The sequence below is a fragment of the Streptomyces sp. E11-3 genome (assembly GCF_046540415.1).
In the GTDB taxonomy this organism is placed as follows: Bacteria; Actinomycetota; Actinomycetes; order Streptomycetales; family Streptomycetaceae; genus Streptomyces.
Genome location: NZ_JAZGRL010000001.1, coordinates 3,283,642 through 3,304,435 on the forward strand (window position 1 = coordinate 3,283,642; position 20,794 = coordinate 3,304,435).

Annotated in this window: 25 protein-coding genes; 8 read left to right on the top strand and 17 right to left on the bottom strand. The window is 70.8% G+C overall.

Annotation, left to right across the window (positions count from 1 at the left end):
* Position 1: 1 nt before the first annotated feature.
* The 3 genes from U9R90_RS14985 to U9R90_RS14995 form a co-directional block, all read right to left on the bottom strand.
* Positions 2-547 (bottom strand): DinB family protein, encoded by a 546-nt coding sequence (locus tag U9R90_RS14985; RefSeq protein WP_411056933.1) that lies wholly within the window; start codon positions 545-547, stop codon positions 2-4.
* Between the two features lie 167 nt (positions 548-714).
* Entirely contained in the window at positions 715-2,172 is a 1,458-nt protein-coding gene (locus U9R90_RS14990) for an aldehyde dehydrogenase family protein (RefSeq protein ID WP_411056934.1), read from the bottom strand.
* Positions 2,173-2,252: 80 nt separating this feature from the next.
* Positions 2,253-3,113 carry a helix-turn-helix domain-containing protein gene (locus tag U9R90_RS14995; protein ID WP_411056935.1) on the bottom strand — a complete coding sequence of 287 codons (861 nt, stop codon included), beginning with the start codon at positions 3,111-3,113 and terminating at the stop codon, positions 2,253-2,255.
* 277 nt (positions 3,114-3,390) lie between these two features.
* On the opposite strand from U9R90_RS14995, the gene U9R90_RS15000 reads away from it, so the two are divergent.
* On the top strand, positions 3,391-3,906 hold the full coding sequence (locus U9R90_RS15000) for an ATP-binding protein (protein WP_411056936.1): 516 nt from the start codon (positions 3,391-3,393) through the stop codon (positions 3,904-3,906).
* A 69-nt stretch (positions 3,907-3,975) separates the two neighbouring features.
* Here U9R90_RS15000 and U9R90_RS15005 read toward each other — a convergent pair whose 3' ends face one another.
* The 5 genes from U9R90_RS15005 to rpmG form a co-directional block, all read right to left on the bottom strand.
* Complete coding sequence (locus tag U9R90_RS15005; RefSeq protein WP_411056937.1) at positions 3,976-4,209, bottom strand: DUF397 domain-containing protein; 234 nt, start codon at positions 4,207-4,209, stop codon at positions 3,976-3,978.
* Positions 4,210-4,428: 219 nt separating this feature from the next.
* Positions 4,429-4,683: a 30S ribosomal protein S18 gene (gene rpsR, locus U9R90_RS15010; RefSeq protein WP_411056938.1), complete on the bottom strand. Its 255-nt coding sequence runs from the start codon at positions 4,681-4,683 to the stop codon at positions 4,429-4,431.
* Positions 4,683-5,855: a CobW family GTP-binding protein gene (locus tag U9R90_RS15015; RefSeq protein WP_411056939.1), complete on the bottom strand. Its 1,173-nt coding sequence runs from the start codon at positions 5,853-5,855 to the stop codon at positions 4,683-4,685. The genes rpsR and U9R90_RS15015 overlap by 1 nt, the downstream gene beginning before the upstream one ends.
* Entirely contained in the window at positions 5,856-6,110 is a 255-nt protein-coding gene (locus U9R90_RS15020; RefSeq protein WP_411056940.1) for a type B 50S ribosomal protein L31, read from the bottom strand.
* A 1-nt stretch (position 6,111) separates the two neighbouring features.
* Positions 6,112-6,276, bottom strand: a complete 165-nt coding sequence (gene rpmG, locus U9R90_RS15025; protein WP_411056941.1) for a 50S ribosomal protein L33 — start codon at positions 6,274-6,276, stop codon at positions 6,112-6,114.
* A 73-nt stretch (positions 6,277-6,349) separates the two neighbouring features.
* Between rpmG and rpmB the strand changes: the two genes are divergently transcribed.
* From rpmB to U9R90_RS15040, 3 genes are read left to right on the top strand one after another with little or no spacing between them, the layout of a single operon-like run.
* On the top strand, positions 6,350-6,586 hold the full coding sequence (gene rpmB, locus U9R90_RS15030; protein ID WP_411057749.1) for a 50S ribosomal protein L28: 237 nt from the start codon (positions 6,350-6,352) through the stop codon (positions 6,584-6,586).
* Positions 6,586-6,891 carry a 30S ribosomal protein S14 gene (gene rpsN / locus U9R90_RS15035; RefSeq protein WP_411056942.1) on the top strand — a complete coding sequence of 102 codons (306 nt, stop codon included), beginning with the start codon at positions 6,586-6,588 and terminating at the stop codon, positions 6,889-6,891. Before rpmB ends, rpsN begins: the two co-directional genes overlap by 1 nt.
* A 49-nt stretch (positions 6,892-6,940) precedes the next feature.
* A complete protein-coding gene (locus U9R90_RS15040) occupies positions 6,941-7,468 on the top strand; it encodes a hypothetical protein (RefSeq protein ID WP_411056943.1) in 528 nt (175 codons plus the stop codon).
* A 246-nt stretch (positions 7,469-7,714) separates the two neighbouring features.
* Here the strand turns inward: U9R90_RS15040 and U9R90_RS15045 are convergent, their stop codons facing one another.
* Both U9R90_RS15045 and U9R90_RS15050 read right to left on the bottom strand, forming a co-directional pair.
* Positions 7,715-8,881, bottom strand: coding sequence for a DUF2786 domain-containing protein (locus U9R90_RS15045; protein ID WP_411056944.1), 1,167 nt, complete (start codon positions 8,879-8,881; stop codon positions 7,715-7,717).
* Entirely contained in the window at positions 8,881-9,309 is a 429-nt protein-coding gene (locus U9R90_RS15050) for a winged helix-turn-helix transcriptional regulator (RefSeq protein ID WP_411056945.1), read from the bottom strand. Before U9R90_RS15050 ends, U9R90_RS15045 begins: the two co-directional genes overlap by 1 nt.
* Positions 9,310-9,396: 87 nt before the next feature.
* Here U9R90_RS15050 and U9R90_RS15055 point away from each other — a divergent pair, with 87 nt between their 5' ends.
* Entirely contained in the window at positions 9,397-10,221 is an 825-nt protein-coding gene (locus U9R90_RS15055) for an NAD(P)H-binding protein (protein WP_411056946.1), read from the top strand.
* Positions 10,222-10,250: 29 nt separating this feature from the next.
* On the opposite strand, the gene U9R90_RS15060 is transcribed toward U9R90_RS15055, so the two are convergent.
* Positions 10,251-11,156 carry an NADP-dependent oxidoreductase gene (locus U9R90_RS15060; RefSeq protein ID WP_411056947.1) on the bottom strand — a complete coding sequence of 302 codons (906 nt, stop codon included), beginning with the start codon at positions 11,154-11,156 and terminating at the stop codon, positions 10,251-10,253.
* A gap of 181 nt (positions 11,157-11,337) precedes the next feature.
* Here U9R90_RS15060 and U9R90_RS15065 point away from each other — a divergent pair, with 181 nt between their 5' ends.
* Positions 11,338-13,038, top strand: a complete 1,701-nt coding sequence (locus U9R90_RS15065; RefSeq protein ID WP_411056948.1) for a bifunctional 3'-5' exonuclease/DNA polymerase — start codon at positions 11,338-11,340, stop codon at positions 13,036-13,038.
* A gap of 93 nt (positions 13,039-13,131) precedes the next feature.
* Here U9R90_RS15065 and U9R90_RS15070 read toward each other — a convergent pair whose 3' ends face one another.
* From U9R90_RS15070 to U9R90_RS15085, 4 genes are all read right to left on the bottom strand, one after another.
* Complete coding sequence (locus U9R90_RS15070; RefSeq protein ID WP_411056949.1) at positions 13,132-13,713, bottom strand: PH domain-containing protein; 582 nt, start codon at positions 13,711-13,713, stop codon at positions 13,132-13,134.
* A 69-nt stretch (positions 13,714-13,782) separates the two neighbouring features.
* The gene (locus U9R90_RS15075; protein ID WP_411056950.1) at positions 13,783-14,673 is read right to left on the bottom strand and encodes an aldo/keto reductase; all 891 of its coding nucleotides are present in this window, start codon (positions 14,671-14,673) and stop codon (positions 13,783-13,785) included.
* Between the two features lie 86 nt (positions 14,674-14,759).
* Positions 14,760-15,707 (bottom strand): NAD-dependent epimerase/dehydratase family protein, encoded by a 948-nt coding sequence (locus U9R90_RS15080; RefSeq protein WP_411056951.1) that lies wholly within the window; start codon positions 15,705-15,707, stop codon positions 14,760-14,762.
* A 64-nt stretch (positions 15,708-15,771) separates the two neighbouring features.
* Complete coding sequence (locus tag U9R90_RS15085) at positions 15,772-16,356, bottom strand: TetR/AcrR family transcriptional regulator (protein WP_411056952.1); 585 nt, start codon at positions 16,354-16,356, stop codon at positions 15,772-15,774.
* Between the two features lie 102 nt (positions 16,357-16,458).
* On the opposite strand from U9R90_RS15085, the gene U9R90_RS15090 reads away from it, so the two are divergent.
* Positions 16,459-17,682 (top strand): cytochrome P450, encoded by a 1,224-nt coding sequence (locus tag U9R90_RS15090; RefSeq protein WP_411056953.1) that lies wholly within the window; start codon positions 16,459-16,461, stop codon positions 17,680-17,682.
* 17 nt (positions 17,683-17,699) lie between these two features.
* Here the strand turns inward: U9R90_RS15090 and nhaA are convergent, their stop codons facing one another.
* Together nhaA and U9R90_RS15100 are read right to left on the bottom strand one after the other, a co-directional pair.
* Positions 17,700-19,034: a Na+/H+ antiporter NhaA gene (nhaA, locus tag U9R90_RS15095; protein ID WP_411056954.1), complete on the bottom strand. Its 1,335-nt coding sequence runs from the start codon at positions 19,032-19,034 to the stop codon at positions 17,700-17,702.
* 142 nt (positions 19,035-19,176) lie between these two features.
* Positions 19,177-19,923 (bottom strand): SGNH/GDSL hydrolase family protein, encoded by a 747-nt coding sequence (locus tag U9R90_RS15100; protein ID WP_411056955.1) that lies wholly within the window; start codon positions 19,921-19,923, stop codon positions 19,177-19,179.
* Positions 19,924-20,078: 155 nt separating this feature from the next.
* Here U9R90_RS15100 and U9R90_RS15105 point away from each other — a divergent pair, with 155 nt between their 5' ends.
* Entirely contained in the window at positions 20,079-20,681 is a 603-nt protein-coding gene (locus tag U9R90_RS15105; RefSeq protein WP_411056956.1) for a TetR/AcrR family transcriptional regulator, read from the top strand.
* The last annotated feature ends 113 nt before the right edge of the window (positions 20,682-20,794 follow it).

A 20,794-nucleotide genomic window follows, 5' to 3' on the forward strand; every position in this document is an offset into this window, starting at 1 on the left:
CTCAGGTCCGGCTTTCGCCGCTCTGGAGCGCGACCAGTTCGAACGCCGTCTTGCCGTCCAGCGTCTCGCGGATGATGTCGGCGTGGCCCGCGTGCCGGTCCATCTCGCTGATCAGCCGCAGCATCAGCCAGCGCATCGAGACGCTCTCCTTGGGGAACCAGGGCTCGTCCGGCAGGTCGAAGGTGTCGTTCATGCTGGGCACCGTGCGGATGAATTCCTCGGTCTGCTGGGCGACTTTCTCCCACAGGGCCAGCTGCTGCGCGACCGTCTCGTCGCCGACCAGCCGGAAGCACTCGTCCCAGTTCTCCTCGGTGCGCTCCAGAGCCGGCGGCTCGCCCTTGGCCCGGGCCACCCAGTTCTGCTCGGTCTCGGTCACATGCTTGAGCAGCCCGGAAAGCGAGAGTTCGCTGGCGCTCGGCGCGGTCGCCGCCTGCTCGTCGGTCAGGCCGAGCAGCGTACGGCGGATGCCGCCGCGCGCCTCGTCGAGGAAGGCCAGCAGGGCGCCGCGCTCGTCACCGTGGGCTTCGGCGTTGACGTGAGTGACCATGAGGGGGGCCGCCTTTCGAGGGGGGTGGTGCCGTCCTTCTTGACACCCACCACGCTACGGACCCTTGCGGTCAGGTTCTGTCCGCAAGGGTCCGCATCAGCCATTCGGGGTAACGCTCTCCCGTTAACGTCCTCCCTTTGGCGTCCTCCTGTCAGCGTCCTCCCGCGTCAGAACGGGAACTGACTCCTGCCGTGCTGCACAGAGATCCACTTCTGGGTGGTGAACGCCTCCAGCGTCGAGTCGCCGTTGAGGCGCCCGAGCCCGGAGTTCCCCTCGCCGCCGAACGGCACCACCGGCTCGTCGTGCACCGTGCTGTCGTTGACGTGGAACATCCCGGTGTCGATCTGGCGCGCGAAGTTCACCCCGCGCTCGATGTCACCCGTGTGCACGGACCCGCTCAGGCCGTACGGAGTGTCGTTGGCGATCCGTACCGCCTCGTCCTCGCCGTCGAAGGGGATGATCAGCGCCACCGGGCCGAAGATCTCCTGCCGCAGGATCGCGGAGTCGCCGGGCAGGCCGGTGAGCACACTCGGCTCCACCAGCGTGCCGACCGTACTGCCGTGCAGCAGCGCGGTGGCGCCCTCGGCGATCGCCTGGTCCACCACCGAGGTGAGCGACTCGGCCTGCGAGGAGTTGATGACCGGCCCGATGACGGTGCCCACCTCGCGCGGGTCGCCGGTCTTCAGGGTCTTGACCTTGGCGACGAACCGCTCGGTGAACTCCGCCTCCACGGAGCGGTCCACCAGGATGCGGTTGGCGGCCATGCAGACCTGGCCCTGGTGCACGAAGCGGCTGAAGACCGCCGCGTCCACCGCGTAGTCGAGATCGGCGTCGTCCAGGACGACCAGTGCGCTGTTGCCGCCGAGCTCCAGCACGACGTGCTTGAAGTGCGCGGCGCAGACGGTCGCGACATGCCGCCCGACCTTGTCGGAGCCGGTGAACGAGATGACCTTGGGGACCGGGTGCTCGATCAGCGCGTCCCCGATCTCCGCGATGTCGGTGATCACCACGTTGAGCAGCCCCGGCGGCAGGCCCGCCCCCTCCAGCACCTTGGCCACCAGCGAGCCACCGCAGATTGGCGTGTTCTGGTGTGGCTTGAGCACCACCGCGTTGCCCAGCGCCAGCGCCGGGGCGACCGACTTCAGCGACAGCAGGAAGGGGAAGTTGAAGGGGCTGATGACGCCCACGACACCGACCGGGACGCGGTAGACACGGTTCTCCTTGCCGTCGACGGGCGAGGGGATGATCTTCCCCTCGGGCCGCAGCGCCGCCTGGATCGCCTCGCGCAGGAACTCCTTGGCCAGGTGAAGTTCGAACCCGGCCTTGAGCGGGGTGCCACCCAGCTCGGCGATGATCGCGTCGGCGATCTCCTGCTCCCGCTCCTCGATCACCCGCAGAGCCCGCTCGATGACCGCGCGCCTGGCGTACGCGTTGGTCTTGGCCCAGTCCTTCTGCGCGCGCTCGGCCGCTCTGTAGGCCTGGTCCACCTCGTCGGCCGTGGCCACCGTGATCGCGGCCAGCTTCTCACCGTCGTACGGATTGAAGTCGATGATGTCCCAGGAGCCGCTGCCGGGGCGCCATTCGCCGTCTATGTACTGCAGAGCGAGATCAGTGAAGATGGACATACGACCCCTTAGCCTTAGGCGCGACGCACTGATGTTCCGTCATCGTACTAACGGTTCAACCGCTTCAACGCGCTTGTGGCTCAAGAGAGTTGTAGTAGCCCGCGCAGCAGGTCGCGGCTCTGCTCCGGGCCTGGGCTGTCCTGCTGGAGGCGCTCCATGGCCCGCTCGTACTGTGCGACCTCCTCGCGCTTGTCGAGGTAGAGCGCGCTGGTGAGCTGCTCCAGGTAGACGACGTCCGACAGGTCGGACTCGGGGAAGCGCAGCAGCGCGAACGAGCCGGACTCGCCCGAGTGGCCGCCGAAGCTGAACGGCATGACCTGCAGCGTGACGTTCGGCCGCTCGGAGATCTCGATCAGGTGCTCCAACTGCCCGCGCATCACGGCACGGTCGCCGTACGGACGGCGCAGCGCCGCCTCGTCCAGTACGCAGTGGAAGCGCGGGGCGCGCTCGGAGACGAGCGCCTTCTGCCGCTCCAGGCGCAGGGCGACCCGGCGCTCGGCCTCGGCCTTGCCCAGGCGCGGCGATCCGCGCAGCACGACCGCACGTGCGTATGCCTCGGTCTGCAGCAGGCCGTGCACGAACTGGACTTCGTAGACCCGGATCAGGGACGCGGCGCCTTCGAGGCCGACGTAGGTCTGGAACCAGCCGGGCAGCACGTCGGAGTAACTGTGCCACCAGCCAGCGACGTTGGCCTCCTTGGCGAGGGCGAGCAGCGGGCCCCGCTCGTCCTCGTCCGTGACGCCGTACAGCGTCAGCAGGTCCTCGACGTCCCTGGCCTTGAAGCTCACCCTTCCCAACTCCACCCGGCTGATCTTCGATTCGGAGGCGCGGATCGAATAGCCGGCCTGCTCCCTGGTGATGCCGCGCTCTTCGCGCAGACGCCTGAGCTGTGAGCCCAGCAAGATCCGCCGTACCACCGAGCCGCTCGACTCTGCGGTCATCACTCGGTTCACCCTCCCCAGTCGCTCACGGCCCCCGGCGCATGAAGTCTGCCATTAAAACGCTCCAGCCCGTACTTGTTCGGTTACAGAAACGACCCCCTCACGGAACAGCTACGAAAGTGAACGTAGGAAGAAATGAGCAAGAACCGGTACGGGAACGTCCAACTCCGGCGCGTGCACGTGCATCTGCCCTTGCATCCGCTCTACGCATTCGGAACCATGGGCCGCGCGCACCACCGCAACATCGCCGGGACCGCGAAATCGGGGAGTGCCTCGCATGGGGACGAATGGATCGACCATGCTCGAGCCGTTACGGCAGGGGCTTCCTCCCCTCGACCCCTCGGCCGTCTCGAGCGCCGCGTCCTGCGCTCTGCCCGCCCGGTACGAAGCGGTCCGCGGAGCACGGAAGTTCACCCATCGGACACTGGGCGACTGGAATCTGGACGACCGCTTCGACGACGTGGCACTCGTCGTCTCCGAACTCGTCACCAACGCGCTGCGCCACGCGCTGCCCGCCGATGTGCCACGGGACGAGGACGCGCCGGTCCGGCTGCATCTGATGCACTGGGCCTCACGCCTGGTGTGCGCGGTACGGGACCCGAGCGCGACCGGGCCCGAGACGCGGGGCACCCAGGACCCCACCGAGGCGGCCGAACTCGCCGACTTCTCGGCGGAGTCGGGGCGCGGGCTGTTCCTGGTGGACTCGTTCAGCGACAGCTGGGGATGGCATCCTCTGGCGGGGGCGCTGCGCGGGAAAGTTGTGTGGGCGCTGTTTCGGTTGACGGGGGACTAGGCCGACGGAGGAACGGAGAAGAGCAGAAGTAGAAGGGAGCCTTCGGCTCCCTTCTGCGTATCCGATCTCTCAGATCAGGTGGTCGAACTCGCCGTCCTTGATGCCCAGGAGCATCGCTTCTATCTCCGCGCGCGTGTAGACCAGGGCCGGGCCGTCGGGGTGGCGTGAGTTGCGTACCGCCACTCGACCGCCCGGAAGTTTGGCGAACTCCACGCAGGAGCCCTGCGAGTTGCTGTGCCTGCTCTTCTGCCACACGGCCTCATGAAGCTGCGTGGCCGCCATGCCGTTGTACGCGTGGTCCACAGGTCGCTCCCGGTAGCACAGTGACTGATCTTACGGCGGTTGACGCGGCTGTTGATGTAACGGTCAACTGCCTTGGATCATAGCTGTGTTCACGTGCGTATGCATGGACGGATGCACGTGCACGCGGGGTGGCCCCCTGGTTCCTCCTGGTTACACAAAAAATCTCCTACGCGATAAACGTAGGAGATTCTCTGTCCGCCGCGGGAACGGCCCGCATCGTCAGCGTGTCGAAGTGGAATACGGGAGCATCGCCATCTCCCGGGCGTTCTTGATCGCACGCGCCAACTGGCGCTGCTGCTGGGCGGAAACCCGGGTGACCCGGCGGCTGCGGATCTTGCCACGGTCGGAGATGAACTTCCGCAGTAGGTCCGTGTCCTTGTAGTCGATGTACGTGATGCCGGCCACGTCCAGCGGGTTGGGGCGGGCCTTGAGGGACTTGTTGGGCTTGCGGCCGTCGGAGCGACGGGGGGACATCAGACCTCCAGGAGGGTGTCGAAGGCGGGCGGAAGCTGCTTCCAGGCATCCCGCCCCGCGGCGTACTCGGCATCGGTGAGCAGGCAGGACTCAAGGACCTGGGACAGTCCGTCGCGGTCGAGCCCCGGCGAGGTGAAGACCAGGTGCTGGCAGCAGTCGCCGTGCTCGGGGTGCCAGTCCAGGGCGGCCGCGGCGCGGCGGACCGGGGGCACCATCTCCCAGGCGGCGTCCGGGAGCGAGGCCAGCCAGGGCCCGGCGTTCTCGACGCAGAGCGCGCCGCCCGCCGCGTCCCAGGCCAGCAGGGTGTCCGGGCGGTCGGCGAGCCAGAACCGGCCGCGGCTGCGGGCCGCGGCGCAGGTCAGGTCCTCCAGCGCCTGGTAGAGCCGCTCCGGGTGGAAGGGGCGGTGGGCGTGCCAGACATACGTACCGACACCCGCCTCGTCCGCCTCCTGCGGGAGCAGCGCACAGGCGGGATGCTGGGCGGCGGCGGCCGCCTCCACGTCGAACCCGGCCAGCGCGGCGGCGGCCAGGTCGGTGCCGTGCCCGACGGGTACCTGGCGTGCGGTGGGGTGCAGTTGGGCGAGCAGGGCCCGGTCCTCGGCGTCCGCCTCGTCGTTCTCCACGACGGCCAGGACCGGGGCGTACTCCAGTTGGCGCGCCCAGGTGTCGGCGACCGTACGCTGGTCGGTGGTGGCGGCCGCAAGGCCGACCTCGATCAGGTCGTCGCCGTTGCCGAGGTACGGGAGCAGCAGCGCCGGGTCCACGGCGGTGATCACGGAGCTCACGGTCAGTCCGCTGGACGCGACCACCTCGGCCATCGCCTTGGGCTCTACGGAGTCCCACAGTTCGACCACCGCGAGCCGGGTGAGGCCGCTGTCGGCCAGCCGCTCCAGCTCGGGCACCAGGTCCTCGCGCAGCGCGCAGCAGGCACAGTCGTTGACCAGCGGTGCGTCGCCGCTGGACAGGACACCGGTGTGGTCGCGGACGGTGCGGGCCACGGTGCCCTGGACGGCGGTCGCCAGGTCGTGGTGGAGCGCGACGCTGTCCGGGACGGTGTTGAGCAGCCGCTGTACCGCGGCCTTGCGGGCGTCGGAGTGCAGGCCGCCGACGATGGCGACGGAGAGCGTGGGTTGCCTGGGTTCGCTGGGTTCCCTGGGTTCCTTGGGGGCCATTTAGTTCGCTCCGCGTCGGCCGTAGCGGCGCTCGAAGCGCTCCACGCGGCCCGCCGTGTCCAGGACCCTGGCGGTGCCCGTGTAGAAGGGGTGGCTCGCGTCGGAGATCTCGACGTCGATCACCGGGTAGGTGTTGCCGTCCTCCCACTCGACGGTCTTGTCGCTGGTCGCGGTGGAGCGGGTGAGGAAGGCGTAGTTCGCGGCGCGGTCACGGAAGACGACCGGCCCGTACGCGGGATGGATGCCCTGCTGCATGTCAGCGCTCCTCCTTGAAGTCGACGTGCCGTCCGACGCGCGGGTCGAACTTGCGCAGGACCATGCGGTCCGGGTCGTTACGGCGGTTCTTGCGGGTGACGTACGTGTAGCCGGTGCCGGCCGTGGACCTGAGCTTGATGACGGGGCGTAGTTCGTTGCGGGCCATGTGAGGTAGAGTAGATGGAAATGGTTTCCATTATCAAATGGCTTCGGAAGATTTGGAAGAGAGGTACGCCACGTTGTCCGCGCACTGCATGCTGACCGGCCGCCAGCCCGGCTTCGGCAACAACATCTCCCACTCGCACCGGCGCAGCCCGCGCCGCTTCGACCCGAACACCCAGCGCAAGCGGTACTGGCTTCAGAGCGAGGGGCGGCATGTCCGGCTGACGCTCAGCGCGAAGGGGATCAGGACCGTCGACACGATCGGGGTCGACGCGGCTGTGGCGCGGATTCGTGCGCGTGGGGTGAAGATCTGATGGCCAAGCAGAGCAAGATCGCGAAGAACGAGCAGCGGCAGCGGGTTGTCGCGCGGTACGCCGCGCGGCGGGCCGAGCTGAAGGAGCTCATCCGCAAGCCGGACACGCCCGAGGCGGAACGCCTCGCCGCGCAGCGGGAACTGCGGGCGCAGCCTCGTGACGCCAGCGCGACGCGGGTGCGGAATCGGGACAGTGTGGACGGGCGGCCGCGGGGGTATCTGCGGACGTTCGGGCTGTCTCGGGTCAGTCTGCGGAAGCAGGCGCATGCGGGGTTCCTGCCGGGGGTGCGTAAGTCGTCCTGGTAGCTTGGCCCGGCTTTCACGTCGAGCCTTTCTGCCTTCTGGGGGACTTCCCGTGCTGACGAGCGTACGTAGCCTGCGTATCTGTGCCGTTGCCGCTGGTGTCGCGGCTGCCCTTGTCCTGACCGGCTGCAGCGGTGACGGTGGGTCCTCCGATGACGGCGGCGACGCGAAGCCTTCGGAGAGCGGGGTCGGGCCGAGCGAGACGCCTGACGGCTCGGGCGGCTCGGGCGGCGGGGACGGCTCCGGTGACGGCTCCGGTGACGCGGACGGTGGGAGTCTGGACGGCAGTTGGGTCGCTATGACCGACGGCAAGCCGATCGGGCTGCTCGTCGATGGCAAGAAGGCCGCGCTGTTCGGGCTTCAGGGCACCACGTGTTCCGGGTCGGTGGGGGAGATCAAGGGGAGCCAGACGTTCCGGCTGGTGTGCAAGGGCGACAGCTCGCGCACGGTCGGGCGGGTTTCGTCGGTTGGCGCGACCTCGATGAAGGTCGTGTGGGAGGGGCTTGGCGACGAGTCGTTCCAGAAGTCCGAGGACGGGAAGCTGCCTGGGGGGTTGCGGACGGGGGTTCCGCAGCCCTGACGGCGCGCCTCGGCGCGGCGTGGGGGTGCGTTCTGTTTCGTTGTGGGGCGGGGGCGCGCTGGGGGGGCCCAGCACCCCCCCCCCCAGCTGGCGCGGTAGCGCCNGCTGCCGCCGCCCGCCCACCTGCTCGCTTCCGCCGCCTGGCGTCTGCGGGCCGGTGGGGCTGCACCCGCCCACCCACGTGCGGCCCTTCCCGACTCCATCGCGCCTGCGGGCCGGTGGGGCTGCGCCCTGTTCGTCTCGTGGCTACAGGCCTGTTGCTCGGTCTGCTGCCGCTGTGCCGTGGTGCCAGCCTTCCGGGTCCGTGGCGCCCCGGATGCGTGTCGTGGTCGTTTCCGGGAACAGGCGCCCCGTGTGGTCGGTGACCGCTACGTCGCGGGCGGCCAGTACGGGCAGGAGTGACGCGGCTGCGGCCGCTGTGGTCTCGGTGGCCGTTTCGGAGAGGCGGTCTCCGATGCGGTGGGCGTAGGCCAGGAGGAAGGACTGGCGGAAGGTCTTCGTGCGCTTGCGGCCGGTTGCGCGTTGGGTCGCCTCGGCCTTGGTCATCGCCGTGTCTCCCTGGACCAGGAGCGATGTGTAGAGCAACTCGACCGCGTCAAGGTCGGGTTCGAAGCCGATGAGTGTGGAGAAGCCGAGCGGTTCGTTCCACACCGCGCGGCAGTGGTTCGCGGTCGCGGCCGCGTCCAGGAGGATCGCCTTGGCGGTCTCGTACGGGGCGTCGACGCCGATGCGGCAGGCGGCGGGGGTGTCCTTGGCCTGGCCGCCCTTGGCCGCCAGCAGTGCCTCGTCGATGCTGTGCCGGGCCATGAGTTCCTGTGCCTTGGTGGTGAGTGCCTCGGCTTCCTCGGGGAAGTCCGTTGCCTCGGCCTTGGCCAGCAGCGCGCGGATGCGGGTGGGTTGGCCGGACTCCTGGTGCGGGGGCGGTACGTGGACGGGGGCGCCCGGCACCGGGCCGATCGGCTCGATCGCGGGCAGGCGGAGCAGGAGCCGGAGGACTTCGAGTTGGGCGGTGGCCAGGGAGAAGCGGTCGGCTGACTCGCGGCGGGCCAGGGCGTCCGCGTAGGTGAGGTCGTCGGTGCCCCACCAGGGTGTCGTCGCGTCCAGGGCGCGCAGTTGCGCGACCCAGCGGGGTTCGAGGTGGGAGTAGCGGCGTGCCTCGGCCGCGATCAGGTCGGCGGCGATTCGAGTGTGGCGAGCATCCGGCAGCTCGCGGCGCAGCAGGCGTACGACATCGGCGGGCCGCCAGCCGCGCTCCCAGGCGCGCCGGACGAACTCCGCGCCACGGCGCAGCAGTTCGCGGCCCGTCTCCGGCGCGGGCGCGGCGGCCAGCAGCGAGGCCCCGAGGTCGAGACCGTCGTCGCCGCCGGTGTACAGGGCCGCGGCGAAGGCCCGTTCGACCGCCGACTCGTCCATCAGCGGGCTGCCGAATCGGGGTGGGCCACGTCGTACGCGGCGCGGGACGCGGCGATGTCCGGGCGGTGCGCGATCGACCAGTCGGCGAGCGCCTTGACGGGGTGCGTGAAACTGCGGCCCAGCTCTGTCAGTTCGTACTCGACCTGCGGGGGAACGGTGGGGTAGACGGTGCGCTTGACCATGCCGTCGCGCTCCAGGCGGCGCACCGTGAGGGTGAGCATGCGCTGCGAGATGCCGCCGGGGATCGCGCGCTGCAGCTCCTTGAAGCGGCGTACCCCCGGGGTGAGCTCGACCAGGACGTAGACGGACCACTTGTCGCCGAGCCGGTCCAGCACGTCCCGGACCCCGCACTCGTCCTGTGGAGTCTCACATGTGATCACGGGGTCCGTGTCGGCCAGGGCGGTTACCCCGGTGTGCCCTGCTGACATGAAAGTGCCTCCTTATGTTGGCGAACGCGGTCGATGAGGATCGTTCCAGTCATCGCAGACAACCACGAACCAAGGGGGAACCATCCCATGCTGCTGATCACCGGAGCCTCGGGCGGGCTCGGCAAGCTGATCGCCGGACGGCTGGCCGGGCGCGAGGACGTGGTGCTGGGCACCCGTGAGCCCGCCGCGGGTGAGCGGCGTATCGACTTCGACGATCCGGCGTCACTGGGTGAGGGGTTCGCCGGGGTGGACACGTTGTTGCTGATCTCGGCCGGGTTCGGTGAGGACGATGTCGTGACCGCGCGGCATGAGGCGGCGATATCGGCGGCCGAGAAGGCCGGGGTCAGGCATGTCGTCTATACGAGTCTGAGCGGCGACGGCGACCACCTGGCGTACGCGCTCGCCCACCGCTGGACCGAGCGGCGACTGCGTGCCTCGTCCCTGGAGTGGACCGTGCTGCGCAACGGGCTGTACGCGGAGTTCCTCGCCGCGGTCGCCGCGCCGGGGCCTGACGGCACGATCACCGCGCCACTGGGTGCCGGGCGGCTTGCCGCGGTAGCCCGCGACGACCTGGCGGAGGTGGCGGCCAACGTCGCCACCGCCCCATCGGCGCATGCCGGTGCGGTGTACGAGCTGGTCGGCGAGGCCGCTGTGGGCGGCGGAGAGCTGGCTGCGGCCGTCGGCGGTTCGTACGCTCCCGGCACGCTGGCCGACGCCCGCGACGCGGCCGCCGGGTGGGTGGAGCGCGGCTTCCAGGTACCGATGGTCGTCGGTACGTACTCGGCGATCGCGGGCGGCTTCCTGGACGGCGCGGAGATCGGTGCCGAAGGGAGCTTGCGGACGCTGCTGGGCCGAGCACCGCGGTCGGCGATCGAGGTGTACGCGGCAAGTTGCAGCCCGGTCGGCGTTTGAGGCCTTTCGGGGCGGGGTGGGGGCTCACGTCAAGGCAGCAGGACCAGCTTGCCGCGTACGTGGCCCGCCTCGCTCAGCTCCATCGCCTTCGCCGCGTCCGCGAGCGGGAACCGCGCGGCGACCGGGACGCGCAGGATGCCCTCCGCGGCGAGCGCGGCGTGGGCGGCGAGGGACGCCGCGTCCCGGACGCCGCCACGCGAGAAGGCCACCCCGAGCTCCGGCGCGTTCGGGTCGGCGATGGTGACGATGCGGTCGGTGCTGCCGCCCCGCAGCACGATGGAGTCCGCCAGCGCCCCCCGCCCCACCGCGTCGAAGACCGCGTCGACGCCCTCGGGGGCCACCTCGCGGACCCGAGCGACCAGGCCGTCGCCGTAGCTGACCGGCACGGCGCCCAGGGCGCGCAGATAGTCGTGGTTGGCCGGGGACGCGGTGCCGATGACCCGCGCGCCGCGGGCCACCGCCAGCTGGACGCCCGCCGAGCCGACCGCGCCCGCCGCGCCGTGCAGCAGCAAGGTGTCCCCCGCCGCGACGGACAGCGTGTCCAGGACGCGCTGCGCGGTCTCCGCCGCCACCGGGAGCGCCGCGGCCTCCTCCCAGCCGAGGCCGGACGGCTTCGCGGCCACCACCGTCGCCAGCGCGTACTCGGCGTAGGCCCCGGTGTCGGTCCAACCGAGCACCTCGTCCCCGACCGCGATCCCGCTGACGCCCTCGCCGACCTCGTCGACCACCCCGGCCGCCTCCATACCGGGCGTCGCCGGGAGCGTCGTGCGGAAGACCTGCTCCAGCCAGCCGTAGCGAATCTTGTAGTCGATGGGGTTCACGGCCGCGGCCTGGACCTTCAGCCGCACCTGCCCCGGACCCGGATGCGGCTCATCGACGTCCGCGAGCCGTAGGACCCCAGGGCCGCCGAACTCCTCGTAGACGATCGCTTCCATCGCGGACTCCTCCGTACTCGCTGCGACAACTACTCAGGTTTGCCTGGCGATGTCCACGCCGACTGACCCGGCTGACCTGCCTGTCCGGCTGGGGGTCCGGGGGTTATCCCCCGGGAAAACGCAGTATCTCGCCGTGGTCCGGATTCCGCTGGTTGTCAGTGGCGGGTGCCAGACTCGCCCCATGAGCACGCGGTGGGCGATCTCCGGCGACGAGGGCGGCGGGGCGCTGCTGGTGCCGCTCGACCCCGGCGGGCGGGCCGCGGGCGATGTGATCAAGGAACCGGACCTGGTGGCGGCCGTGCGGTCCCGCCCCGACGTGCTGCGGTGGGTCTGGCAGTCGACGGCGGAGATCTACCCCGGGCTGCTCGCCGCCGGGGTGCGGGTCGAGCGGTGCTACGACGTCGAGGACGCCGAGCTGCTGCTGCTCGGCCACGAGGGGCGGCTCGGCGAGCCGCGTTCGGCGGCCGCCGCCTGGGCCAGGCTGCACCAGCGGCCCGTACCGCCCGACCCGCCGCAGCGCGCTGCCGAGCCCGGCGCCCAGTCTTCGCTCTTCGAGCCGGGCCCCGTGCACCTGCCACTCGACCGGCTCCTTGAGGTGTACGCCGACCAGCTGCGGCGGTACGAGGCGACCGCGCACCCGGACCGCATGCACCTGCTGACCGCGGCCGAGTCGGCGGGGATGCTGATCGCCGCCGAGATGAACGAAGCGGGCCTGCCATGGCGCCCGGACGTCCACCGCGAGGTGCTGCGGGAACTGCTCGGCGAGCGGTACGCGGGCGGCGGCGAGCCGCGCCGCCTGGCCGAGCTCGCGGACGAGGTGTCAGCCGCCTTCGGGCGCCGGGTGCGGCCCGACCTGCCCGCTGACGTGGTCAAGGCCTTCGGGCAGGCGGGCATCAGGATCAGCTCCACCCGCCGCTGGGAGATCGAGAGCATCGACCACCCCGCCGTACGGCCCCTGATCGAGTACAAGAAGCTGTACCGCGTCTGGGTGGCGCACGGCTGGTCCTGGCTCCAGGACTGGGTCCGCGACGGCCGCTTCCGCCCGGAGTACCTGCCGGGCGGCACGGTCACCGGCCGCTGGGTCACCAACGGCGGCGGCGCCCTGCAGATCCCCAAGGTCATCCGGCGCGCCGTGGTCGCCGACCCGGGCTGGCGGCTGGTCGTCGCGGACGCCGACCAGCTGGAACCCCGGGTGCTCGCCGCGATCTCCCGCGACCCTGGCCTGATGGAGGTCGCGGGCCGGACCGACGACCTGTACCAGGCGGTGTCGGACCGGGCCTTCTCCGGCGACCGCGAGATGGCGAAGCTCGCCGTGCTCGGCGCCGTCTACGGCCAGACCTCGGGCGACGGTCTGAAGAACCTGGCCCTGCTCCGCCGCCGCTTTCCCACGGCCGTGGCCTACGTGGACGACGCGGCCCGCGCCGGCGAGGAGGGCCGCCTGGTGCGCACCTGGCTGGGGCGCACCTGTCCACCCGCCGTCCGCGAGGACGCCGATGACGCCGATGACGAGGCGGGCCTCCCCCAGGAGGCCGAGGCGACCGCGGACCCGGATCGCGGGGACGAGTGGGTGCCCGGCTATGCCTCCACCAACACCCGCGCCCGCGGCCGCTTCACCCGTAACTTCGTCGTCCAGGGCAGCGCGTCCGACTGGGCCCTGCTGATGCTCGCCGCGCTTCGCCAGGCCACCGCGGTCCTCTCCGCCGAGCTGGTCTTCTTCCAGCACGACGAGGTGATCGTGCACTGCCCGGCCGAGGAGGCGGACCAGGTGGTCGCCGCCATCCACGAGGCCTCGGAGCTCGCGGGGCGCATCGCCTTCGGCGAGACTCCGGTGCGGTTTCCGTTCACCACGGCTGTGGTGGAGTGCTACGCGGACGCCAAGTAGGCACGTCCTCGCAGCAGTACGTGTCCTCGTAGGACACGTCCCCGCGGCAGTACGCGTCCCTCGCAGAGCACCCTCGTAGGGGCACGTCCTCCGTCAGCCCATCGGAGGCGGCATCATCCCGCCGGGGCCACCCATCGCGGGGCCGCCCATGCCCGGCCCGCCCATGCCACCCATCCGCTGGCGGTTCTGCTCGTCCTCCACCGCCCGGTGGATCATGTTCTTCAGGCCCTCCGGGTCCGGCACATGCTTCAGCGTGAGCATGCCCTGCTCGGACGCGGACTGGACGTTGAGCGTCCCCTCGCGCAGTATCCGCTCCCACAGCGTGGCCCGGAACGACACGTCGTTCACCCGGGCGAGCGGGATGCTGCGGCCCGTCTTCGTCAGGAAGCCGCTGCGCTTGTAGACGCGCTTGGTGGTCAGGATGTACAGCGTGCTGCGCCACTTGAGCAGCGGGAGCAGCCAGAACCACACCGAGGCGACCAGGGCCACGCCGAGCACCACGTAGGAGGCGTACTTGCCCCAGTCCTCGTCGCGCGGCAGCACCCACAACAGTGCGCCGGCGACGAGCCAGACGAGCACCAGGACGACGAACTCCCCGACCATTTCGGTCCAGTGCTGCCGCGTGGCGTGCAGCAGTTCCTCGTCCTCGGCGATATAGCGATCCGCGTATGACATGCGGGGATGGTGACACACCGGGGGCTGAGGCGGTACCGGCCCCGCCCCGCCCCCGTCCTGACCCTCCGGCTACCGGGTGCTCGCCGACAGCCGCGCGGTCCGCTCCGGCGTCAGCACCAGGTCGGCGGCCATGGCCGAGGCCCGGACGGTCTCCGGACGGCTGGACCCCGGGATCGGTACGACGGCCGGTGAGAGGGTGAGCAGCCAGGCCAGGCAGACCTGTTGCGGGGTGACCCCGAGCTCGTGCGCGACCTCGTGGAACGCCCCGTACGCGGGCTGCGGTCCGGCCGGCGCGGACGGTCCGTCGAGTGAGCTGCGGGAGATCCCGCCGAGCGGGCTCCACGGCAGGAAGGCGATCCCGAGCTCCGCGCAGAGCCGCAGTTCGGGCTCGCTGTCGCGTACCTCGGGCGAGAAGCGGTTCTGCACGGAGACCAGCCGGTCGCCGAGCAGGGCGTGTGCCTCGCGGATCTGCGCGGTGTCGACGTTCGAGATCCCGGCCGCGCGGATGCTGCCCTCCGCCAGCAGGTCGCTCAGCGCGCCCACGGACTCGGCCCACGGCACCTCCGGGTCCGGCTTGTGCAGCTGGTACAGGCCGATCGCGTCGGTGCCGAGGCGCTTCAGCGAGGCGTGGCAGGCGCGCTTGAGGTACTCGGGGGTGCCGTCGACCGTCCAGGAGCCGTCGCCGGGGCGCCCGCGGCCGCCCTTGGTCGCGACGAGTACCTCGGAGGTGTCGCCGCCGTACTGGGCCAGCGCGCGGGCGACCAGCTGCTCGTTGTGGCCCACCTCGTCCGCGTGCCAGTGGTACGAGTCGGCGGTGTCGATCAGCGTCACACCGGCGTCCAGCGCCGCGTGCACGGTGGCGACGGCGCGGTCTTCGGCGGGCCGCCCCTCGATGGACAGGGGCATGGCGCCGAGGCCGATCGCGCTGACGGCGGCGGAGCCGATGCTGCGGTACTGCACGAGTGCCGCTCCTTACGTCTCGAACTACGTCTCGAATGACGTCTCGAATGACGTCTCGAATATGGAGAATCTCGAAAGGCCGGGAGTTACGCCGCGAGGGCCTCGGCGACAGCCCCAGGCAGCCAGTCGGCGGTGTGCGAGAAGCTGAACCCCAGTTCCTCCGCACGGGAGTTGCTCATCGCGTAGTGGCGGTCGTACGAGAACGGCGACGCGTTGTCCGCGTCGATCCGGTAGACCGGCTCCCGCCCCGCCTGACCGGCGATCAGACGGCACAGCTCGCGCACCTCCAGCGGCCCGTGCGAGCAGGCGTTGACCGGCCCGGTGAACTCGGCTTCCGCCGCCCACCGCAGCACGTCCGCGATCTCCTGGTGATGCGTGAAGACCGTGGGCACGGTCTCGGCGTGTACGGCGATCTCCTCGCCCTTCAGGATGCGTTGTACGTAGTGGTCCAGGCGCCCGGTGAACTCCTCGGCGCCACCGCCCAGTACATGGGTGCTGCGTACGGAGACGAACGGCAGCCCGCTCTCGCGCGCGAAGACGGCCTCCGACTGGCGCTTGCCCTCGGCGTAGTGCGCCTCCAGGAAGTCGTCGTCGCCCCAGGGGAGTTCGAGCCGCACCGGCCAGACCTCCGGGTCCACCACCGTCTCCGGCACCGGCTCCCGCACCGGCTCACCAGGAGCCGCGAGGCGTACGGCGCCTGCGGCCGCGGGCTCGGTGAGGGTCGCGGGGTCGTACACCTCGATGGTGGAGGTCATGACGTACCGCCCGGCCCGCCCGCCGAAGACGCGCGCGGCGATCGCCGCCTGCAACGGGGTGTAGCAGACCTGGTCGACGACCACGTCGAAGGTACGGGAGCCGAGCGCCGCGGCGAGCGCCGCCTCGTCGTTCCGGTCGGCGACGAGGTGGGTGACGCCCGAAGGCGGCGTGGTGGAGCCGCGGTTGACGACGCTCACCTGGTGTCCCGCGGCGTGCAGCTGCTCAATCAGGCGCTTGCCGAAGTACCGGCTGCCGCCGATGACACATATCTCGCTCATCGATCGCCTTTCTCGCTCATCGGTCGTCTTCCGTGACCAAGATCCTGTCGGTGATGAGCGTAAGTCAGGGCCCCTCCGCGGCAGGGGGATGCGCGGCCTCGATGACCCCGTGCACCACCCGGCTGATGCGCTCGGCCGCCTGGTCCGGGTCGGGCTGTCCGGCGTCCAGCCAGCCGATGACGGCCTCGGTGGTGACGGCGGGGATCACCCGGGCCGCCCAGTCGAGCCAGGGGCCATCGGGGATGCGCTGAGCGAGGTTGCGGCGCGCGACCTCGGCCGACGCGGCGGTGAGCGTGTCGATCAGATCCCGGAACTCCGGCTCCCTGGCGGCGTGCTGGAACAGCAGCCGAAAGGCGTCGGGGTCGGCCGCCGCGGCTCGGAGCAGGGCCGGGATCGAGTCGTCCCCGAAGTCGTCGCTGCCGACCTGGTCGGCCAGCCGGGCGCAGGCGCGGTCCAGGGCCGCGCGGTACATGTCCGCCTTCGACTCGAAGTGCCGGTAGAGCATGACGCGGGTGAGGCCCGCCTCGGTGGCGACGTCGTCGAGGCCGGTGGCCGTGAAGCCGGAGCGCGCGAAGGCCCGGGTCGCGGCGTCCAGGATCTGCTCGCGCCGCTCGGCGCGCCGCATCCGCTTGACCGGTTCGGCCCCCATCGCGCTCTCCAAAGTCCCGTAGCCCACTTGTTGCCTTACGAGTATACAAGTAGCCTTGTTTAAGGCAGAGTATACAAACCAGCATCTACAAGGGAGCTCGCGATGAGCATCGCCCACCTGCCCTTCGACCAGCCCGGCGGCCCGCTGGACGTACCGCCCCAGCTGCGCGAGCTGCGGACCCAGGGCGCCGTGCACGAGATCCGCACCCGCGTCGGCGACCCTGCCTGGCTGGTCACCGGCTACGAAGAGGTGCGCCAGCTGCTGGACGACGACCGGCTCGGCCGGTCACACCCCGACCCGGAGAACGCGGCACGCTCCGGGGAATCGGCCCTGTTCGGGGGCCCGCTGGGCAACCACGCGACCGAACACGCCGACCACCAGCGGATGCGCTCCCTCCTACAGCCGCACTTCACACCGGGGCGGATGCGGGCCTTCCGGTCCCGCGTGGAGACCCTGACGTCCGAGCTCCTGGACGATCTCGTACGACAGCCGCCCCCGGCCGACCTGCTCGCCGCGCTCGCCGTCCCGCTGCCGATCCTGGTGATCTGCGAGCTGCTCGGTGTGCCGTACGAGGACCGCGCCAGGTTCCGTGCGTGGAGCCAGGCCGCCGCCGACGTACTGGACCGCGGCAGGTCCGAGCAGGGTCTCGGCGACCTGTTCGGGTACTGCCAGGAGCTGGTGGCCAAGAAGCGCCGCACACCCGGCGACGACGTCATCTCCAGGCTCTGCGCGACCGAGGGCGTCGGTGACGGCGGCGAGGGCGGCGACGCCAAGGCCGGTGACGACGAGGTCGGTGACGACGAGATCGCCATGCTGTCGACGGCCCTGCTGTTCGCGGGCCATGAGACCACCGTCGTCCAGCTGGGCCTCGGCGCCCTGCTCCTGCTCACCAACCCCGGCCAGGCGCAGGCCCTGCGCGAGAACCCGGACCTGATCAAGGGCGCGGTCGAGGAGATCCTGCGTGCGCCGGGCAAGGGCGGCGGCGGCATCCCGCGCTACGCGCACACCGACCTCGTGGTCGACGGCGTCACCATCCGCGCGGGCGACCTGGTGATGCTGGACAACGGCGCGGCCAACCACGACGCGGCCGTCTACCCCGACCCCGACCGCTTCGACATCACCCGCAGGGGGCCGTCCCACCTCACGTTCGGGCACGGCATGCGGTACTGCGTCGGCGCGCCGCTGGCCCGGATGGAGCTCCAGGTCGCGTTCGGCCAGCTACTGCGGCGCTTTCCCGAGATGCGGCTCGCGGTGGACGTCGAGGAGCTGGTGGTACGGGCCGACCTGCTGACCGGGGGTCTGGTGGAGCTGCCGGTCACGTGGTGAACGCCGGACAGCCCGGGTCACTCATCGCCCTCCGTCTCCGTCCCGGTCTCTGCATCTGTGTCTGCATCTGTCTCTGCCTCTGCCTCTGCCTCTGCCTCGTACAGCCTGCGGTACTTGGCATTGCGCAGCTTCAGCAGTACGGAGGCGCCCAGGGCCGCGGCGAGCGAGCCGAGGAGTACGGCGGCCTTGATGGGCTCGGCGTGCGCCGGATCGGGGTAGGCCAGCTCCCCGATCAGCAGCGAGACGGTGAAACCCACACCCCCGAGCAGCGACAGGGCCAGCACGTCGGCCCAGGCCAGATCGGGGTTGATCTGGGCGCGCGTGAAGCGCGCGGCCAGATACGTACCGCCGAAGATGCCCACGGTCTTGCCGAGCGCCAGGCCGAGCGCCACGCCGAGGGGTTCGGCGCTCCCCAGGACCTCGGCCAACGTATCGCCCGAGACTGACACCCCGGCGGCGAAGAGGGCGAACAGCGGGACCGCGAGCCCGGCCGACACCGGCCGGGTGAGGTGCACGATGTGCTCGGCCGTGCCCTTGCGGTGCGGGTCGTGGGAGCCGCGCCGGGTGATCCGCAGCATCAGGCCGAGCGCGACTCCGGCGACGGTGGCGTGTACGCCGCTGGTGTACATCAGCGCCCAGATGGCGAAGGCGAGCGGCAGATACCAGTACCAGCCCCGTACGCGTCTGACGTGGTGCAGCCAGTAGAAGAGCCCGAGGCCGAGCACGGCCCCGCCGAGCGCCGCCAGGTTGATCGTCGAGGTGAAGAAGATCGCGATGACGATGATGGCGCCCAGGTCGTCGACCACGGCCAGGGTGAGCAGAAAGGCCCGCAGCGCGGAGGGCAGATGGGTGTTGACCACCGCCAGGACACCGAGGGCGAAGGCGATATCGGTGGCCATCGGGACGGCCCAGCCGTTCCAGGTGCCGCCGCCCGATGTGGCGACGAGCCCGTACACGAGCGCTGGGATCACCATGCCGCTGAGCGCCGCGACGACCGGCAGCACCGCCCGCGCGACGGTGCTCAGCTCGCCGACCACCAGTTCGCGTTTGAGCTCGGCACCCGCGACGAAGAAGAAGATCGCCAGCAGGCCGTCCGAGGCCCACTCGTGTACGGACAGATCCAGCGGCCCGAAGCCGAAGTGGGCCTCCCGGACCGACTCGTAGGCACTGCCCCACCCGGAGTTAGCCCAGATGAGTGCGGCGGCGGTGGCGGCGAGCAGAATCGTTCCGCCGACGGTCTCCGTGCGCAGGGCATCCAGGACGAAGCTGCGCTCCGGCCGCGGCAGCAGCCCGAAGAAGGGCGGCCAGCGGCTGCTGTTCCCGCGACCGTTCCCTGGGCGCTTCGCTCGCATGGCCGCTCCTCGGCGCCGATGGTCTTGGCCGGGGTGTGACGAAGGGGGGAGCCAGGTCGCAAGGGGACACTGATGACTGACCTGCTCATGGTATCGAGCGAAGCGGGGGGCGGCCTGGGCCGGACGGCCTGGGGCAGGCGGCCTACGCCGTCTCTGGCCGTGCCTCTGACCGCACCTCTGACCGCGACCGGCCTGGATCACCGAGGAGCACCGCGAGCGCTTTGACGACCTCGGCGGCCAGTACGGCCTGCCCCACGGCGGCGAAGTGGATACGGTCGGCGCTCACCAGCGTCGGCCGGGAATTGACCGGGTGGTCCCACATGTCGATGAGCACGGCACCGTGCTCGTCGGCCAGCTGGCGGGTGAGGTCGTTGAGCCTGCGCACCCGGTCCGACCAGTCGGGGAACTTCGGCACCACGAAGGCCCTGCCCAGCGTGAAGACGGTCATCTGGGCACCCGTGCCCGCGGCGAGTTCGAACAGCCGCCGCATCGTCCGCTCGATGTCCGCGAAGTCGGGCTCCGGCTGGAACAGGTCGTTGGCGCCACACGGCAGATGCACCAGATCAGGGCCGTACGCGACCATCCGGTCTCCCTGTGTCGCCAGGGTCGCGGCGGTCGTCGCCCCGATCTCCGCGGTGTTCAGGTAGGCCAGATCCGGGCGTACGCGACGCAGCACGTCGGCGACACGGTCGGCCCACCCCAGGGTGGCGTACCCCGGGCTCGGGTCGCCGGTCCCCGCCGAGAGGCTGTCGCCGATCACGGCGAACCGACGCCAGGGTGCGTCGGCGAGGAGCCGAGCGCCACTCGCCGACGACAGACAGAAGGGGTCGGTCTCCTCGGTGAACGAGGGCGCCGTGGAGCTCACTGCGGAGGTCGTTTCGGAAGTCATGAAGTAAACGTACGATCGGTCGTACGTTTACAGCAAGAGTGTGCCAGGATAAGCCCGTGAGCGAACTGACGGAGCGACCGAGCGCTGATCGAAGGGCCGCTGGTCCGGGGGCCGCTGGTCCGGGGGCCGCTGATTCGGGGCCCGCTGATTCGGGGATGGCGACCTCCGACCGACGCCTCCTGCGCGGCGCACAGTCCCGCCAGACGATCGCCCGCCACGCCGCCGACGTAGCCTCACTGGAGGGCCTGGGCGGACTCAGCATCGGTCGCCTCGCCACCGACCTCGGCCTCAGCAAGAGCGGCGTCCAGACCCTGTTCGGCACCAAGGAACGCCTGCAGCTCGCCGCGGCCGAGTCCGCACGCCAGGCGTTCCTCGCCGCGGTCATCCGCCCCGCGTCCGCCACCCCGCACGGCGCCGCCCGCCTGCGCGCACTCACCGAGCACTGGATCGCCTACGCCGAGACCCCCCTGTTCCCCGGCGGCTGCTTCTGGGCGGCGAACCTCCCCGACTTCGACAGCCGCCCCGGAAAGGTCCGCGACGCCCTGTCCGGCCACCACCGCGACTGGCTCACCACCCTCGCCACCGAACTACGCGAAGCCGTCGACACGGGCGAGATCGCCGGCCTGGACGCCGACCTCACGGCCTTCCAGATCGACGCAGTACTTACTGCCGCGAACACCGCCCTGCGCCTCGGCGAGCCCGACGCCACCGACATGGCCCGCCGCGTGGTCGACGGCTTCCTCACACCTCCACGCTGAGCGCCTTCCGAGGGCTGCCGCTCAGGAACCGGGCTTCGCCGCGGCCCGATGCGCTTCGAGGTACTGCTTGATGCGGTCGGTGTCGGGGGCGGTCTGGGCGGTGGGGGCGGGGC

Coding starts and splice junctions, on each gene's coding strand:
- U9R90_RS14995 (WP_411056935.1), bottom strand. CDS start 3,113: ATGACCGCAGAGTCGAGCGGCTCGGTGGTACGGCGGATCTTGCTGGGC.
- U9R90_RS15100 (WP_411056955.1), bottom strand. CDS start 19,923: ATGACTTCCGAAACGACCTCCGCAGTGAGCTCCACGGCGCCCTCGTTC.
- U9R90_RS15085 (WP_411056952.1), bottom strand. CDS start 16,356: ATGGGGGCCGAACCGGTCAAGCGGATGCGGCGCGCCGAGCGGCGCGAG.
- U9R90_RS15060 (WP_411056947.1), bottom strand. CDS start 11,156: ATGGAAGCGATCGTCTACGAGGAGTTCGGCGGCCCTGGGGTCCTACGG.
- U9R90_RS15105 (WP_411056956.1), top strand. CDS start 20,079: ATGGCGACCTCCGACCGACGCCTCCTGCGCGGCGCACAGTCCCGCCAG.
- U9R90_RS15000 (WP_411056936.1), top strand. CDS start 3,391: ATGGGGACGAATGGATCGACCATGCTCGAGCCGTTACGGCAGGGGCTT.
- U9R90_RS15015 (WP_411056939.1), bottom strand. CDS start 5,855: ATGGCCCCCAAGGAACCCAGGGAACCCAGCGAACCCAGGCAACCCACG.
- rpsR (WP_411056938.1), bottom strand. CDS start 4,683: ATGTCCCCCCGTCGCTCCGACGGCCGCAAGCCCAACAAGTCCCTCAAG.
- U9R90_RS15050 (WP_411056945.1), bottom strand. CDS start 9,309: ATGTCAGCAGGGCACACCGGGGTAACCGCCCTGGCCGACACGGACCCC.
- U9R90_RS14985 (WP_411056933.1), bottom strand. CDS start 547: ATGGTCACTCACGTCAACGCCGAAGCCCACGGTGACGAGCGCGGCGCC.
- U9R90_RS15070 (WP_411056949.1), bottom strand. CDS start 13,713: ATGTCATACGCGGATCGCTATATCGCCGAGGACGAGGAACTGCTGCAC.
- U9R90_RS15055 (WP_411056946.1), top strand. CDS start 9,397: ATGCTGCTGATCACCGGAGCCTCGGGCGGGCTCGGCAAGCTGATCGCC.
- U9R90_RS15090 (WP_411056953.1), top strand. CDS start 16,459: ATGAGCATCGCCCACCTGCCCTTCGACCAGCCCGGCGGCCCGCTGGAC.
- U9R90_RS15080 (WP_411056951.1), bottom strand. CDS start 15,707: ATGAGCGAGATATGTGTCATCGGCGGCAGCCGGTACTTCGGCAAGCGC.
- rpsN (WP_411056942.1), top strand. CDS start 6,586: ATGGCCAAGCAGAGCAAGATCGCGAAGAACGAGCAGCGGCAGCGGGTT.
- U9R90_RS14990 (WP_411056934.1), bottom strand. CDS start 2,172: ATGTCCATCTTCACTGATCTCGCTCTGCAGTACATAGACGGCGAATGG.
- U9R90_RS15045 (WP_411056944.1), bottom strand. CDS start 8,881: ATGGACGAGTCGGCGGTCGAACGGGCCTTCGCCGCGGCCCTGTACACC.
- nhaA (WP_411056954.1), bottom strand. CDS start 19,034: ATGCGAGCGAAGCGCCCAGGGAACGGTCGCGGGAACAGCAGCCGCTGG.
- U9R90_RS15065 (WP_411056948.1), top strand. CDS start 11,338: ATGAGCACGCGGTGGGCGATCTCCGGCGACGAGGGCGGCGGGGCGCTG.
- rpmG (WP_411056941.1), bottom strand. CDS start 6,276: ATGGCCCGCAACGAACTACGCCCCGTCATCAAGCTCAGGTCCACGGCC.
- U9R90_RS15020 (WP_411056940.1), bottom strand. CDS start 6,110: ATGCAGCAGGGCATCCATCCCGCGTACGGGCCGGTCGTCTTCCGTGAC.